At 62.5% G+C, this 16,853-nt stretch carries 12 protein-coding genes; all 12 read left to right on the top strand.

Annotated features, from left to right (window positions below):
• Window positions 1-18 precede the first annotated feature (18 nt).
• The 12 genes from trpE (at window position 19) to VL752_RS00110 (ending at window position 16,821) form a co-directional block, all read left to right on the top strand.
• Complete coding sequence (trpE, locus tag VL752_RS00055) at window positions 19-1,533, top strand: anthranilate synthase component I (protein ID WP_325351715.1); 1,515 nt, start codon at window positions 19-21, stop codon at window positions 1,531-1,533.
• 234 nt (window positions 1,534-1,767) lie between these two features.
• Window positions 1,768-2,586 carry a transglutaminase-like domain-containing protein gene (locus tag VL752_RS00060; protein ID WP_325351683.1) on the top strand — a complete coding sequence of 273 codons (819 nt, stop codon included), beginning with the start codon at window positions 1,768-1,770 and terminating at the stop codon, window positions 2,584-2,586.
• A gap of 103 nt (window positions 2,587-2,689) precedes the next feature.
• Window positions 2,690-3,796, top strand: a complete 1,107-nt coding sequence (locus VL752_RS00065; RefSeq protein ID WP_325351684.1) for a GlxA family transcriptional regulator — start codon at window positions 2,690-2,692, stop codon at window positions 3,794-3,796.
• Between the two features lie 105 nt (window positions 3,797-3,901).
• Window positions 3,902-5,179 carry an aromatic ring-hydroxylating oxygenase subunit alpha gene (locus tag VL752_RS00070; RefSeq protein ID WP_325351685.1) on the top strand — a complete coding sequence of 426 codons (1,278 nt, stop codon included), beginning with the start codon at window positions 3,902-3,904 and terminating at the stop codon, window positions 5,177-5,179.
• Complete coding sequence (locus VL752_RS00075; RefSeq protein WP_325351686.1) at window positions 5,179-6,315, top strand: 2Fe-2S iron-sulfur cluster-binding protein; 1,137 nt, start codon at window positions 5,179-5,181, stop codon at window positions 6,313-6,315. Before VL752_RS00070 ends, VL752_RS00075 begins: the two co-directional genes overlap by 1 nt.
• A gap of 110 nt (window positions 6,316-6,425) precedes the next feature.
• Window positions 6,426-7,379, top strand: a complete 954-nt coding sequence (locus VL752_RS00080; protein WP_325351687.1) for an AEC family transporter — start codon at window positions 6,426-6,428, stop codon at window positions 7,377-7,379.
• A gap of 130 nt (window positions 7,380-7,509) precedes the next feature.
• Window positions 7,510-7,821, top strand: a complete 312-nt coding sequence (locus VL752_RS00085) for a hypothetical protein (protein ID WP_325351688.1) — start codon at window positions 7,510-7,512, stop codon at window positions 7,819-7,821.
• Between the two features lie 123 nt (window positions 7,822-7,944).
• Window positions 7,945-9,696, top strand: coding sequence for a B12-binding domain-containing radical SAM protein (locus VL752_RS00090; protein WP_325351689.1), 1,752 nt, complete (start codon window positions 7,945-7,947; stop codon window positions 9,694-9,696).
• Between the two features lie 651 nt (window positions 9,697-10,347).
• Complete coding sequence (locus VL752_RS00095; protein WP_325351690.1) at window positions 10,348-11,595, top strand: efflux RND transporter periplasmic adaptor subunit; 1,248 nt, start codon at window positions 10,348-10,350, stop codon at window positions 11,593-11,595.
• A gap of 15 nt (window positions 11,596-11,610) precedes the next feature.
• Window positions 11,611-14,787 (top strand): efflux RND transporter permease subunit, encoded by a 3,177-nt coding sequence (locus VL752_RS00100; RefSeq protein WP_325351691.1) that lies wholly within the window; start codon window positions 11,611-11,613, stop codon window positions 14,785-14,787.
• A gap of 75 nt (window positions 14,788-14,862) precedes the next feature.
• Window positions 14,863-15,369, top strand: a complete 507-nt coding sequence (locus VL752_RS00105; RefSeq protein WP_325351692.1) for a DUF1993 domain-containing protein — start codon at window positions 14,863-14,865, stop codon at window positions 15,367-15,369.
• Window positions 15,370-15,669: 300 nt separating this feature from the next.
• Window positions 15,670-16,821, top strand: coding sequence for an ABC transporter substrate-binding protein (locus VL752_RS00110; protein ID WP_325351693.1), 1,152 nt, complete (start codon window positions 15,670-15,672; stop codon window positions 16,819-16,821).
• Window positions 16,822-16,853 lie beyond the last annotated feature (32 nt).

Below are 16,853 nucleotides of genomic sequence, written 5' to 3' on the forward strand. Positions count from 1 at the left end.
GAACGAAAGACAGTCGAGATGACCGCCTTAGGATCCGCTCAAGCCTTCCGCGCCGCCTATGAGGCAGGGAAGGGCGCGCTGGTCTGGCGCGAGAGCCCGGCGGATCTGGAAACTCCGGTCGGCGCCTTCCTCAAGATCGCGCATGGCAAGCCGTATTCCTTCCTGTTGGAAAGCGTGGAGGGCGGCGCCTCGCGCGGGCGCTATTCCGTCATCGGCATGGAGCCCGATCTGATCTGGCGCTGCGAAAAGGGGCAGGCCGCCCTCAACCGCAGGGCGCTGACGGCAGCGGACGCTTTTATTCCGGAGGAGCGGCCCGCGCTCGACAGTCTGCGGGCCCTGCTCGCCGAAACCAGGCTCGACCTGCCGAACGGCATGCCGCCCATGGCTGGCGGTCTGTTCGGCTATCTCGGCTACGACATGGTGCGGCTAATGGAACGGCTGCCCGAGAAGAACGAGGACGTGCTCGGCCTGCCCGAGGCCATTCTGATGCGGCCGACGGTCTTCGTGATCTTCGACAATGTGCGCGACGTAATGACCTTCGCGGCCCCGGCCTATCCCATGCCGGGGCTTTCGGCCGAGCAGGCGCAGATGGAGGCGGAGGCGCGGCTTGACCGCGTGGAGCACGGGCTGCTGCAGGCAGTGCCGCTGCCTGCAGGCCCAGCGGGCGAGGTGACGCTCGGCGAACCGCAATCGAACATGACCCGGGACTATTTCGAGGACATGGTCGTGAAAATGAAGGACTACATCGCCGCCGGCGATGCCTTCCAGGTGGTGCCGAGCCAGCGCCTGTCGCTCGCATTCCCGCTGCCGCCCTTCGCGCTGTACCGGGCGCTGCGGCGGATCAACCCGGCACCCTTCCTCTTTTTCCTCGATTTCGGCGACTTCTCGGTCGCCGGCAGCAGCCCGGAAATCCTGGTCCGGCTGCGGGACGGATTGGTGACGATCCGCCCGCTCGCCGGCACCCGGCCGCGTCATCCGGACCCTGTGGAGGATGCCCGGCTGGAGGCGGAACTGCTGGCCGACCCGAAGGAACTCGCCGAGCATCTGATGTTGCTCGATCTCGGGCGCAACGATGTCGGCCGCGTCTCCGAACTCGGTTCGGTTCGCGTCGTGGAGAGCTTCGTCATCGAACGCTTCAGCCATGTGATGCATATCTCGTCGATGGTGCAGGGCAGGATCCGGCCCGATCTCGATGCGCTGGACGCGCTGATGGCGGGCTTCCCGGCGGGCACTTTGAGTGGGGCGCCGAAAGTGCGGGCGATGGAGATCATCGAGGAGTTGGAGCCGGTGCGCCGCGGCATCTATGGCGGTTGCATCGGCTATTTCGCGCCCGACGGCACGATGGATACCTGCATTGGGCTGCGCACCGCCGTCATCAAGGACGGCGTCATGCATGTTCAGGCCGGTGGCGGCGTGGTGGCGGACAGCGTGCCGGCGCTGGAATACGAGGAAAGCCGCCACAAGGCCCGCGCCCTGTTCCGCGCGGCCGAGGAAGCGGTGCGCTTCGCTACCCTGCCAAAACGCGCGGGATAGAATGCGCCAGAGCGAGACAAACTCTGCCTGAAGAAGAGGGTCTCCTTCACGGTGGATGAATCGCGGCCGCGATTCTGTCCAAACCGGTCACATTCTTGACCATGTCGTGGGCAGCTTGGTGCTGTTCACGGCATAGTTTTCCACTGGCACGGCCTTTTGCCGCTTTTACGAGCTTTCTGGCGGCCCATATGTCAGGTTCTGCAAGGGAAATCATCCCGAAGGGACTGGGCGCGCATGCTGATCCGAATCGGCTACGACATTGGCTTTTCCGTCACGCAGCCGACGCCGATGGTGCTGATGCTGAATGTCAGGCCCGAGCGGGAGCCCGATCTTCTGCGGCCGGATCTCATCCACGCCAATCCATCGCTGCCGATCACCCAGTATTTCGACCTCTACGGCAATCGGTGCAGCCGGCTTGTGGCGCCAGCCGGAGAGGTGAGTTTTTCGACCGAGACCATCATCAAGGATAGCGGCGAGCCCGATCTCTGGACGCCGGGAGCCGAGCAGATCCCGGTGGAGCGCCTGCCGGCGGAGACGCTGATCTATCTTCTCGGCAGCCGCTATTGCGAGACGGAGAAGCTGCTGACCACCGCCTGGGCCGAATTCGGTGCGATCCCGAATGGCTGGGACCGGGTGATGGCGATCCTCCAGTACGTTCATAACCGAATCAGCTTCGGTTACGAGAATGCCCGCGCGACCCGCACGGCCTACGAAGCCTGGCAAGAGGGCGTCGGGGTTTGCCGGGATTTCGCCCATCTCGCGGTCACGCTGTGTCGCTGCATGAACATCCCGGCCCGCTACTGCACCGGCTATCTCGGCGATATCGGCGTGCCGGTGAACCCGGCGCCGATGGATTTCAGCGGCTGGTTCCAGGCCTATCTCGGCGGCCAGTGGCTGACCTTCGATGCCCGGCATGTCGAGCCGCGCATCGGGCGGATCCTGATCGGAATGGGCCGGGATGCCGCCGATGTGGCGATTTCCACCGTCTTCGGCCCCAACGTGTTGAGTAAATTTCAGGTCGTGACCGAGGAGGAGGTTCGAGCTGCGGCCTGAACCTGGCCGCCACGGGCGGCATTCCAAACGCTTCTGGGCCTGAACCCTCATCCGTAGCGAAGGCCCTTCGCGTTTTTGCCATCGCGCTGTAACATCAACGTCCATGGTGGCAAATCTGTACCGTGGCAGGCTGGCGGAAGACGGCAAGATGGCCGGGCTTCGCGCGCGGCCGCCGCTCTCCGTGGGCTTCATCCTGGCCGACAACTTCACGCTGTCGGCCTTTTCCCTGTTCGTTGATTTCTTGCGGCTCGCCGCCGACGAAGGGGATCGCAGCCGCCGCATCCTGTGCCGATGGACCGTCATGTCCTCGAAGCAGACGGCGGCGCGGGCGAGCTGCGGCGTGCAGGTGACGCGCGACAGCGGTTTCCTGGACCCGAGAAATTTCGACTATATCGTCGTGGTCGGCGGCCTGCTGCATGCGGGTCCGCAGATCGATGACGAAACCAACGCCTATCTCGCGGCCGCCGCGCGCGAGGGCGTGACGCTTGTCGGCCTATGCACGGGCGGTTTCATTCTCTGCCGCGCGGGGCTGATGAAAGGCCGCCGGGTCTGCGTCAGCTGGTATTCCTACCAGGACTTTCTTTCGGAATTTCCCGACCACCGGGTGATCGCCGACCGCATGTTCTTCGTAGACGGCAACCGCATCACCTGTTCCGGCGGCGCGGGCACGGCCGATCTCGCGAGCTTTCTGATTGAGCGTCATCTCGGCCGCGCCATTGCCCAGAAGGCGCGGCATATCCTGCTGCTGGACCGGGTGCGCGCCGGCAGCGAGGCGCAGCCGCATCCGCCGGCGGGCGAGGAAGTGGTGGGGGACGAGCGCGTGCGCCGCGCGCTGCTGCTGATGGAGCAGCATGTGGCGGATCCCCTGCCGATCGCCGAAATCGCCGCGCGGCTCTCGATTTCACCCCGTCAGCTCGAGCGGCTGTTTCAAAGCGTCATGGGGGTTCGCCCGGCAACCCACTACCGGCTGCTGCGGCTGCGCTATGCGCGCTGGCTGCTCGACCATACCGATCTGTCGATCACCGAAATCGCGCTCGATTCCGGCTTTGCCGACTGCGCGCATTTCTCCCGGAAGTTCAAGGCATTGCACGGTTTCACGCCAACCGATGCACGCACCCGCGAGCGCGCCCCCCTGGCGGATGACGCGCTGGACCTGCCGTCCCTGCCGCCCCCCCATGCGCATCTGGCGGCCATGCGTATCTTCGAGTAGCGGGCCGGGCGCGGATTCAGGCAAAGCGCGTGTCGCATTGGCGCAACCAGTCCCGCGTTGGGCCGGACAGGATGAGCCGTTGGTCTTATTGGAGGGATCGGGGTCATGACCCTGGGACAGACAGGCTTGAGCGGTGAAACCGTGGCCGCCCTGCGGTCTCTGATCGCGCGTCGCCAGCCAGGCTACAGCCTGGAGGCGCCCTTCTACACCAGCCCGGAGATCTTCCAGGCCGATATGGAGATCATCTTCGGGCGGACCTGGATCTATGTCGCAGTTGAGCCCGAGATTCCGGAGCCGGGCGATTACGTGACGGTGACGCTGGGCAAGAACGCCGTCGTCATCCTGCGTGACGACGATATGGGCCTGCGCGCCTTCCACAATGTCTGTCGCCATCGTGGTGCCAAGCTGGTGCAGGCCGAGAGCGGCGCGGTGGGCAACCTCGTCTGCCCCTATCACCAGTGGACCTACGACCTCGAAGGCAAGCTCATCTATGCCGAGCATATGGGCGCGGAATTCGACAAGTCCTGCTTCGGCCTGAAACCGGTGCATGTCCGCTCCATCGAGGGGCTGATCTTCATCTGCCTGGCGAAGGAGCCGCCCGCCGACATCGACGAGATGGCGCGCGTGATGACGCCCTATCTTGCCCCGCATGACATTCGCAATACCAAGGTGGCGGCCTCGGTCGACCTCATCGAGCGCGGCAACTGGAAGCTCACCCTCGAGAACAACCGCGAATGCTACCACTGCGCCGGCAACCATCCGGAGCTGACCATTCCGCTCTTTGCCTATGGATTCGGCTTCGCGCCCGGCCAGATGGACGAGACCGAGCTGGAGCAGGCGGCCCGCTATGACCAGTTGGTGGTCGAGTCCCATGCCCGCTGGGAGAGTTGCGGCGTACCCTCGGCCGAGGTCGACCACCTGGACGACCTGATCACCGGCTACCGCACCCAGCGGCTGCCGATCGACCAGAGTGGCGAGAGCCAGACCATGGACACCCGCGTTGCCTGCCGCAAACTGCTCGGCACTCTGACGGATACCGCGCTCGGTGGGCTCTCCTTCTGGACCCAGCCCAATTCCTGGCATCATTTCATGAGCGACCATATCGTGACCTTCACGACGATCCCGCTCGATGCCGAGACCACGCTGGTGCGCACCAAGTGGCTTGTCCACAAGGATGCGCGTGAGGGCGTGGATTATGAAATCGACAATCTCACCAGCGTCTGGAACGCAACCAACGCTCAGGATGCGGCTCTGGTGGAATATGCCCAGGCGGGCGCGCGCACCGCGGCCTACGAGCCCGGCCCCTACTCACCCTATACCGAAACGCTGGTCGAGAAATTCTGCAAGTGGTACCTGGACCGGCTGCAGGCCGGAATGTCTTGATGTCGGCTTCCCCTGATCAGGATGGGCCGCGCCTGCTGGCGGCCTCCCGTCTTACGGTTGCCCCCGAACAGGGGACTCTGCCGCTGTGGGATTCGGAAGAGGATGACGTGCTCGTCTGCCGCGCGATCCGGCAGGAGACGCATGATGTGAAGACCTTCGTCTTCTCGGGCCGTGTCCCGCGCCTGCATGCCTATAAGCCGGGCCAGTTCGTGACCCTTGACCTCACGATCAACGGTCAGCAGGTCAATCGCTGTTACACGATCTCATCCTCGCCGATGCGGCCGCATCTGATTTCGATCACCACCAAGCGCTTTGCCGGCGGTGTCGTCAGCCCCTGGATGCATGATCACCTCAAGGTGGGCATGGAAATCCGCGCCATGGGGCCGATGGGCGATTTCAACTGCGTCGACCACGCGTCGGCCAATGGCAAATACCTGCTGCTTTCGGCCGGCAGCGGCATTACGCCGCTGATGTCGATGGCGCGCAGTTTCCATGATCTGGCGCTGGAGACGGACAGCGTCTTCCTCCACAGCGCCCGCAGCCCGGCCGATATCATCTTTCGCGACGAACTTGCGCTGATGACGCGTGGGAGCCGCTTCCGCGCGCTGTCGATCTGCGAGCATGACAGTCCGGGCGAGGGTTGGGGTGGCTTGCGTGGGCGGCTGACGCTGCCGATGCTGGAACTGACCGCTCCCGATTTCCGCGAGCGCGAGGTCTTTGCCTGCGGCCCGGCGCCCTATATGGCCGGGGTGCGGGCCATTCTGGAGCAGGCCGGTTTCGACATGGCCCGCTACCACGAAGAAAGCTTCAAGTTCGAGGATCTGGCGCCGGCCGATGCCGCCGTCGCCCCGCCCGCCAATAGCGATACGGTCGCGACCTACCGGGTGGAATTCACCAAGAGCCGCCGCGTGGTGGAGGTGCCGGCTGATACGAACGTGCTTGCCGCCGCCCGTGCCGCCGGTATGCGGCTGCCTTCCTCCTGCACGCGCGGACTCTGCGGCACTTGTAAAAGCAAGCTCGTTTCGGGCGAGGTCTCGATGCAGCATCAAGGCGGCATCCGCCAGCGCGAGATCGACCAGGGCATGGTGCTGATCTGCTGCTCCAAGCCCCTCAGCGACCTCGTCATCGAGCGCTGACTTCAGTTCATCCGGCGGTGCTGCCAGAGGGTGGGCGGCAGCATCCAGGCCTTTTGGGGTTGGTCTGACATTTCGGCCCCGCTATGCAGGGCTGTCTGTCAGGGGCCTGCATGCTGACCACCTTCTTTATCGTCCTGCCGATTTTCGCTCTGATCTTCGTCGGATTCATCTGCCGCCGGGCCAATATCCTGGGCCCGAATGCCACCAGCGAGTTGAACCGTTTTGTGGTCTATCTCGCTCTGCCTGCGCTGCTCTTCGACATCATGGCGCATACGACCTGGCGGGCGATTTATCAGCCGCGCTTCATCGCCGCCTTCACGCTCAGCTGTTTCATCGTTTTTGCACTGACAGTCGCGCTGCGCCTCCGCCGTGGGCGGCATCTCGCCGATGTCAGTATCGACGGGCTGAATGCGGCCTACGCCAATACCGGCTTCATCGGCTTCCCGCTGTCTATCATCGTCTTCGGACGAGGCAGCCTGACGCTGACGACGATTGCCGCCATCATCACCGTCTGCGTGCTCTTCGCGGTCGCCATCGTGCTGATCGAGATCGGGCTGCAGACGGAGGCGCATCCCGTCCACCTCCTGCGCAAAGTTGGGCTTTCCCTGCTGCGCAATCCGCTGCTGATCTCGCCTGTTCTGGGTGCGCTTTGGGCGGCGAGTGGTCTCCACCTGCCCTCGAGCGCCGAGACCTTTTTCAAGCTGCTGGGCGACGCCGCCTCGCCCTGCGCGCTGGTCGCCCTCGGCCTATTTCTTGGTGAGCGGCGCCCAACGGCCGCAGTCGCCGCACCCCGCGCCGGTGACGTCAAAGGCAGCCTTCCGCTCGTCTTTCTGAAGTTGATCGTTCAGCCGGTCGTGGCCTGGGTTCTGGCAGCGAAGCTGTTCGACCTTGGCCCGGCGGTTGTCCATCTGACGGTGGTGATGGCGGCCCTTCCGACCGGCACCGGCCCCTTCATGCTCGCCGAATTCTACCGGCGGGAGGCGCGGGTCACGGCCAATGCCATTCTCAGCTCGACGATCTTCTCCCTCGTTACCGTGTCGCTCTATCTCGCCTGGGTGCGCTGACCTCTCGCTGCCGGCATGCGCTATTTCGTGACACGGGAGGCGCCCATCCGGGTGTAGTCTCTTTGTCTAGGGTTCCCGGTCGCGCCAAGACGGCCAAGAGGGGACCGAGTCGAAAGAGGGAGCGGTCGCCATGCGCAAGACCGTCGTCATCGTGGCGGCTTTGGCCATTTGGGTGACGTCCGGGGGCCTGAGTTCGGGCTCCGCTTTCGCCCAGGCGGAGCCGATGAGTTCCGGCCCGCCCGGCACCCCCATCACGCCCGCGCAGATCGGCAACTGGACTTTTGCGGCCGGCATCAGCCAAGAGGAAGCGGCGGAGGATGCAAAGGCGCGTGGCTATGAGGCCGCCCGCAGCCTGCACGAGGACCGCTACGGCGACTGGATCGGGCAGAGCCTTCACGGCGCCTTCATCGTCTTTCCAGACGGCCATGCCTATCCGCTTTGAGCGGAGTCGCGGTCCGTTGCAGAGAGATGAAAGCCGCGGAAACCGGGGATAGAGCGCCCATTCCACTTGCTTGCGCCAGGGTCGTTATGGTCCTGTGACGGAAAAGAGAGGGGTCCCGGCGTTATGACGGCAACCGGCCCAGCCCGCTTCCATGTCGCTTTGATCAAACCCTCCCACTATGACGACGACGGTTACGTCATCCAATGGTTCCGCTCCTCCATGCCCTCCAACAGCCTCGCCGCGGTCTACGGCCTTGCCGTGGATTGCGCGGAGCGTCGCGTGCTGGGGGAGGGGGTGGAGATCACGGTCACCGTCTATGACGAGACCAATACCCGCATTCGGCCCGAACGGATCGCCGCCGATATCCGGGCGGCGGGTTCGGGCCTTGTCGGCCTCGTGGGCGTCCAGTCCAACCAGTTTCCGCGGGCGATGGACCTCGCGCGGCGCCTGCGGGCGCTCCGCCTGCAGGTCGTGATCGGCGGGTTTCACGTCTCCGGCAGCCTCTCCATGCTACCAGGCGTCTCGCCCGAACTGCAGGCGGCGATGGATCTCGGCATCACCCTCTATGCCGGTGAGGCAGAGGACGGGCTCGAGGAGCTGCTGCGCGACGCCCATGCCGGCCGCCTCCGCTCGCTCTACAACCACATGGCGAACCTGCCCAATATCGCGGGCGTGCCCATTCCCCGCCTGCCGCGCGACCGCATCGCGCGGACCGCGGGACATATGACAACCTTCGATGCCGGGCGCGGCTGCCCCTTCCAGTGCAGCTTCTGCACCATCATCAACGTCCAGGGCCGGGTTTCGCGTCGCCGCAGCGCGGAGGATGTGGAGCAGATCATCCGCCATAACCTTGCCCAGGGTATCACGAGCTTCTTCATCACGGACGACAATTTCGCCCGCAACAAGGATTGGGAACCGATCCTCGACCGGTTGATCAAGCTTCGGGAGGAAGAGGGCTGCCGCATCAAACTCACGATCCAGGTCGATACGCTTTGCCACCGTATTCCGCATTTCATCGAAAAATGCGGCCGCGCCGGGGTGGTGCGCGTCTTCATCGGCCTCGAATCGATCAATCCCGAGAGCCTCGCTGCCGCCAAGAAGAAGCAGAATCGCATTACCGAATACCGGGACATGCTGCTCGCCTGGAAGCGCATCCGGGCGGTGATCTGGGCGGGCTACATCATCGGTTTCCCGGCCGATACGCGGGAGACCGTGCTGCGCGACATCGGCATCATCCAGCGTGAGCTCGCCATCGACTTTCTCGAGTTCTTCATCCTGACGCCGTTGCCCGGCTCGGAGGATCATCAGACCCTTGCCGCCGCCGGCGTGCCGATGGACGGCGATCTCAACCGCTACGACACCTTCCACGCGGTGACGGATCACCCTGTCCTGTCGCGCGCCGCGTGGGAGGCGGTCTATTGGGAAGCCTGGTCACGCTACTATACATTCGAACATATGGTGACGCTGATGCGCCGGGCGGCGGCGACCCGCATCTCGCTCGGCAAGATGCTCAACATGCTCGTGGCCTTCTGGAGCCTCGCCCTCGTCGAGCATACCCATCCCCTGGAGGGCGGCTATTTCCGCCGGCGCGTGCGGACGGAGCGGCGGCCTGGCCTGCCCACGGTGCCGGCCTGGCGTTTCTGGCCCGGCGAAGCGGCGGTCTTCGCCTCCCGACATGTGCGCATCGCGCGCATGGTTCTGCGGCTGATGCTGGTGCGTCGCCGCCTGAAGCGTGATCCGACAGCGCGGGACTGGCGCGACCTTGCCCTGACGCCGGTCGCGGATGAGACCGGGACGCTGGCGCTGCTCACCGCAACCGAGGCGGCGCGCACGGCCGCGACCCGCCCCATGCGCCCGCTCGCTGCCTCCGGTTAGCGCTGCCCCGCGGCTTCGTGCTGAGGCCGCGGCTGCTCCCGACAGGATCGAATGATGAATTCCCCTGATCTGCCGAAGCGCTTTCTGTTCCGCATATCATTGCGGAACTCTCTTCCGGCGACAGGATCAGCACGGTAGCGGAGACAACTGTCTAGGGCTTGGTCTCTCGGCGCTGGATGCGATCGCGGTGGAGTTTGGCGAAGCGCCGGCCGGGATTGTGCTCGGCCTCGGGCCCGGAGGAGGCGGGACCTGCCATCGCGGGCCGTCCGGCTATCGGGCGGAAGGCGCCCGGGGCGGGCCATCTCAGCGGCACCCTCAAAATGCGTCACGCGGGCGTCGGCCCGAAGCGGGAAGACCTGATGGGGAGCCGCCCTTCAAGCGGCTCTACTCGGACGCAAACAAGACCGTGGATTGGCACGGAAATTTCAGTGACCGATTCCAACAATCGTGTAAGGTGCCTCGCTTACGCTTCAACAGACTTGCTAAGAACAGTCGATAATCTCACAAAAGCAACTCGTTACAGCCGAAGTCCTATTCAATACAACCCGCCAGGTCCGAGGCATCTGCCCTCTTTGTTGAATAAGGTTTGTGAATTCTTAGCGTGGCCTTGGTTCAATCGATAAGCCCGAAAGACGTCTTTAGGAACCCAAAATGAGCGAAGCGGATCGGCCAGAAATGGCTCAGCGAGGTCCCGAATTGGCCCAGCATCTGAGAGAAGCATTGTCGGCGACTTGGATAATGGTGGCTCTGCTCCTGGGAGTGATGGCAGCGAGCCATCATTACTTGGGTAGCTCATTTCTGCTTCCGCCGGCCTATGCGCAAAGCTCCGATACTCCACCCTCCGTGGTCGTCAGCTATCCGCTGCAACACGATGAGGATACGCGGATTGCGTTCCTTGGGCAGTTTTCGGCAGTCAACCGCGTGGAACTTCGTGCGCAGGTTGGCGGTATTTTATCCGAAATCCACTTCACCGACGGTCAAATCGTTCATCAAGGCGATCTTCTATTCGTGATCGATCCGACACCCTACGAGATCACCTTGGCCCAAGCAAAGGCAACGCTTGCCTCCGCCCAGGCCAAATACCTCCTGGCCAAGCAAGAACTCTACCGTGCGCAGACCCTGAAAGAAACCACCTTCGGCACCGCTGAGAACGTTGATGAACGCACCGCCGATGCGTCACTTGCCGAAGCCGCTGTTGAATCGGCCACCGCAACCATTCGTGATGCTGCCTTCGATCTTCAACATTGCAACATCACCGCACCCTTCACGGGACGTATTGGCGCGCATCAGGTTTCCATAGGAAGCCTCATCGCGGGCAGCCGCTTCTCGACCTCTCCCACGACGCTTCTCACGACACTGCTTTCGCTCAATCCCATTTACATGAATTTCGACATGAGCGAAGCCGACTATCTCAGGTTCGATGGATACCGCAGAGCCCTCGGTCCGAAATTCGATGGCAAGGTGATGATCAGGCTGAGCAACGAGACCCATTTTCTGCATCCGGGTCAGCTGGACTTCGTGAACAACGAAATAGATCGTTCAAGCGGGACAATTCATGCGCGCGCCACCGTACCCAATGATGATCTGTCTTTGATCCCTGGTGCGTTCGGTCGCGTGCGTTTGACGGTCTCTCCCCCCGCCCCGGCACTTCTGGTGCCAGACGCATCCGTTCTTCTAGACCAGGACCAGCATATCGTTTTGACGGTCGCGGCCGATGGCACGGTTGTGCCAAAGACGGTGGATATCGGCGGCATGCGGGGCGGCCTGCGCATAATTGAGTCGGGGCTTACAACCAAGGATCGCGTCATCATCGACGGGATCGTCAGGGCAAATCCCGGAATGAAGGTCACGGCCGACCCAGGTTCGATAAAATACGGCGCCTCGGACGCGCAGAAATAATCATACGAGGTCGCCATGCGCTTTCCGCATTTTTTCATCGACCGGCCAATTTTTGCTATTGTTCTCAGCACCTTTCTCACGATCCTGGGTCTTGGCGCCCTGGTGATCCTCCCGATTGCGCAATATCCGGAAATCGTCCCGCCGACGGTACAGATTACGACCGTCTATCCCGGCGCCTCCGCTGAGACCGTGGCGCGGACCGTGGCGACCCCGTTGGAGCAGGAGATCAACGGCGTCGAAAACATGCTCTACATCAGCAGCCAATCCACGGGCGACGGCAAGCTTACCATTACAGTTACCTTCCGGCTGGGCACCGACCTCAACGTCGCCCAAATGCTGACTCAAAACCGCGTCGACAATGCGCTGTCCCGGCTGCCCGAAGATGTTCAGCGGCAGGGCGTAGAGGTCCGAAAATCCACGCCGAGTATTTTGCTGGCCGTCCATCTATATTCGCCCGATAAATCGCGCGACGTGCTCTATTTGTCGAATTACGCGACCCTGCACGTCAAGGATGCCCTCGCGCGGCTGCCGGGTGTGGGCGACGTTCAATATATCGGTGCACGCGAATATGCGATGCGCATTTGGCTGGACCCGGACGAAGTCGCGTCCCGCAATATGAACGCGGCGGAAGTGCTGGCCGCCCTTCGCGCTCAGAACTTGCAGGTCTCTGCCGGCATTCTCAATCAGACGCCGGTGACGTCCCATCAGGCGTACCAGATGAATGTTGAAACCCTGGGACGGCTGACGACGCCAAAACAGTTCGAAGATATCGTGCTGAAAACAGATGCTGACGGCCGGGTGACCCGGCTGCGCGATGTCGGTCGCGCTGAAATCGGGGCGGCGGACTATGGATCCACAAGCTATATGGATCGGGGGCCAGGGCTTCCGCTGTTGATTTTTGCTGAGCCCGGTGCCAACTCCCTCGCGGTCAACGCCGAGGTATTGCAGACCATGGATCACTTATCCCGGCAATTTCCCGCCGGGGTGGGGTTCAAGGTCATCTACGACCCGACCATTTTCATTACAAAGTCAATCGACCACGTCGTGCATACGATCTTCGAGGCGATCATCCTTGTTGTGCTCGTGGTCGTGGTCTTCTTGCAGACGTGGCGGGCATCTGTCATTCCCGTTGTCGCTATTCCTGTGTCGTTGATCGGTTCCTTCGCGATACTCGACGCTCTCGGTATTTCGCTTAACAATCTTTCGCTCTTCGGGCTGATCCTGGCTGTTGGCATCGTCGTCGATGACGCCATCGTGGTCGTCGAAAATGTCGAGCGCAATCTCCGACTTGGCATGGCGCCGCGAGAAGCCACGCATAAGACGATGGACGAGGTTGGTGGAGCGATCATCGCGATCGCTCTGACGCTCTGCGCGGTCTTCATACCCTCGGCTTTTATATCTGGAATTTCAGGGCAGTTCTTCAAGCAGTTTGCGGTTACGATTGCCGCTTCCACGGTCATATCCTGCTTCGTGTCGCTCACTCTGAGCCCCGCACTCTGCGCTCTTCTCCTGAAGCCCTATGAGACCGATAGGCATGCGCGTCGCGGTCTCTTGCGGCGCCTGATACAAAGCGGTTTCAACCAGTTCAATCGTGCCTTCGACGGGATGGCAGATGCCTATCGCTCGCTCACGCGCCGGCTGTTGCGCTTTAGCGCCTTAGTGCTGATCGTCTACGTCGGATTGCTCGCACTAACGGGATTCCAGTTTTCCCGAACGCCCACCGGGTTCATTCCCGAGCAGGATCAGGGCTACCTGATCACGATCGTTCAGCTTCCGCCCGGCTCCACGCTCGTTCGCACGGAAGCCGTTGTGGCGCAGGCCATCAATATCATGCTCGACACACCCGGCGTTCAGCACGTCGCGCCATTTGCGGGCCTCGATGCCACGACCTTCACGGTATCACCGAACGCTGGAACGATTTTCTCCGGTCTTCCATCTTTGTACGATATGGCGACCCATGGCATCACGGCGAACGGCGTGCTTGCGCAACTGCGACAGCGCCTGTCGGTCATCAAGGGTGCCTATGTGCTGACGATTCCGCCGCCTCCGGTCCAAGGTCTGGGGAATGCGGGCGGGTTTAAGATGATGCTCGAGGATCAGGCGGGATTGGGCCCCGCTGCCTTGGCGCAAGCAGCGCAGGCGATGGTGGCGGCAGCGAATGGCGATCCGGCGATCGCTGGCGCCTTTACGCTGTTCAGCACGCGCGCGCCATCTCTGTATCTGAATATCGACCGTCGCAAAGCGGAGATGGTTGGTCTTACACCGACCGATGTTTTCAATACGCTGCAGGTCTACCTCGGCTCGCAATATGTCAACGACTTCAACTACCTCGGCCGCACCTATGAGGTCATCGTCCAGGCCGACGGAAAATTCCGGCGCAGCAATGGCGACATCGCCGGATTGAAGGCCAGAAACATCACCGGCGATATGGTTCCCATCGGTACCGTCGCCTCGTTTCGGGATCAGACTGCGCCCTATCGAGTGCCACGCTACAACCTTTTTCCTGCCGCCGAAGTGCAGGGTGTAGCGGCCCCTGGCGTCGCTACCGGGACTGCCCTGGCCCATATGGAGGCTCTGGCCCAAAAAATACTTCCACGCGGCATCAGCTTTGAGTGGACCGATTTGGCGTATCAGCAAGAGCAGAAGGGAACGCCGACGTGGCTGGTGTTCGGCGCCGCGGCGCTCTTTGTGTTTCTTGTCCTCGCCGCGCAATACGAAAGCATAAAACTGCCATTGGCAGTTGTTCTCATTGTTCCCATGTGCCTGCTCGCTTCCGTCACCGGGCTCAGATTGCGGGGCATGCCGATCGACATCCTGGCGCAAATCGGGTTCGTGGTTCTGGTGGGCTTGGCGGCCAAGAACGCCATCCTCATCGTGGAGTTTGCGCGCCAGGGCGAGGAGGAAGGCCTATCGCTCGTTGATGCCACGGTCCGGGCCGCGCGGACGCGGCTGCGTCCAATCTTGATGACGTCCTTTGCGTTCATTCTCGGCGTCGCACCCCTTGTCGTGTCGACGGGGGCGGGCGCGGAGATGCGACAGTCATTAGGCACCGCGGTGTTCTTCGGGATGCTCGGCGTGACGATGTTCGGGTTGTTGTTCACACCCACTTTCTACTCGGTCGTTCGCCGCCTTGGCTGGAAACGGCGCCCCATCTCGGCGCCAGCCGCCACTGAGCCAACCCCGCAGAAATAGTCGGGAGCGGTGACTGAAACCCAGGGCGAATGCTATCATCTCGGCAGCCGCGCCATCGCGGGAGGAGCCAGCAGAATGACGACATCTCTTCATGACGTCAGCGTGAGATCGTTCATCAATGGGTTGCGCAGCTTAGGACTGTTCCTGGAGAAGGGACGGCTTTACGCCGATGAGACCGGACTGGATCATGCCGATCTCTTGGGCTCGCGGCTGGAAGCCGACATGATGTCCCTCAAGCAGCAAGTGCAGAGAGCCAGCGACACGGCCAAGATCGCGTGTGTGCGCGTCGCTGGGGTAGAGAATGTGCCGATGCCTGACAGTGAGGAGACATTCGCCGATTTGCAGCAGCGGATCGCCGCGACAGTCGCATTTCTTGAGACTGTGCCGCGCGAAGCGATGGACGCCCATGCGGATGCGGAACTGCCCTGGAAGACCACACTCACGTCGCGCTCCTTTACCGGCCGGAGCTATATCCTGGAATTTTCTGTTCCGAACTTCTTCTTCCACATCACGACCGCCTATGCGCTGCTTCGTCATGCGGGCGTGCCGCTCGGCAAAATCGACTACCTGGGCTGGCGCTAACGTAACGGGCCTTTGCCGCTCACGCGGCGGCGCGCCGCTGTTCTGACGGGCCTTCCGGGGTGACGACCGCTGTTCGCCGTCCAAGCGGCGACAACGCCTGGTGCCAAGCGCCGGCCGCACAAAGGTCTTGACAACCGGTTAGAAAATTCCCACCAACCGACCCGACAGTGAGAGCGGATCATGAGGAGTATCACGAACGACAAGTTGACGGTGCCATAAGTGTCCACGGTTCAATCAAAGTCTCCTTCGGTGTCGCCGACTCGCAACGTTCGATCAGCATCGCGCCCTGTGCTCCGGGTCTTGGGTACCGAGATCACTGCCTTGCCTGAGATTCAAACGCGTGCCGCGGCCGATCTCGGAATAGAGATCGAATTCGACTGCCTGGATTTCCTGAACGCGCAGAGGCGCGCCGCGGTCGACCCCGCTTCCTACGACGTTTATGACCAATGCTTTCACAACCTCGACATCGTATGGTTTTGGCATGCGATTCAGCCAATAGATGTCACCCGGATCGGGGTTTGGGACGAAGTCAGCAGCCTCACGAAAGCAGGCCGGATCACCCCCCACGGGTCCATCGGCGAAGGCGATGCGCCCGTCACACGCCTTTATGTTCAACCTGACCGTTCACTCGGCAGTCGCCCATCCCAGTGGATTTCGATGCTGCCGACTGTCCACAATGTCGACAGCTTCGTCTATCGTCGGGATCTCATCGGCGATGAGATCCCGACGTCATGGGCCGCGCTGCTCAATCCGAAATGGCGTGGCCGGGTGGCGTTAGTGGACGAACCCGCAATCGGCGTGTTTGACGCGTTGCTCGCCGTCCAGGCGAGCCGCGCTCTTAGCTTCAAAGCGATCGGACAGTTGAGCACGGCGGAAATCGATGCGCTGCTCGCCCTTCTGTCGCGCAAGCGCGACGCTGGGCATTTCTACGGCTGGTGGAAAACCGCCGCTGAGGCGGCAGATTGGATGGCGGAAGGACACACCTGGATACAAAGCGCGTGGTCCCCCGTGACCACACATCTCAGACGTCGTGGAATCCCTGTGGAAGAAGCCGTCCCGCGGGAGGGGTATCGCGCGTGGCATGGCGGCCTTTGCCTGTCCGCCATGCTGTCAGACCGCATGCGCGACGTGGCCTACGAGTATCTCAACTGGTGGCTTGGCGGTTATGCGGGTGCCATCGTCGCGCGACAGGGCTACTACATGTCCGTGCTCGATCCGGTCCGCGCGCATCTACGCCCGGCTGAGTGGCGCTATTGGTACGAAGGCGCGCCAGCCACCGAATCTCTGCCCGCGCCCGACGGCACCACGATTGTCGCTCAAGGTGCTGTCCGCAGCGGAGGCTCGTACTGGCAGCGCGCAGGTTCGATCGCTGTCTGGAACACGACGATGGACGAGCACAATTATCTTGCCCGACGCTGGGCACGTCTGACCGGACGGAGAGAGGCGGATTGACGATCCTCGCCTAACCGGTGCCGCCGCCCCCG

Origin of the sequence: Acidisoma sp. (assembly GCF_035492295.1) — a bacterium.
Taxonomy (GTDB): Bacteria; Pseudomonadota; Alphaproteobacteria; order Acetobacterales; family Acetobacteraceae; genus Acidisoma.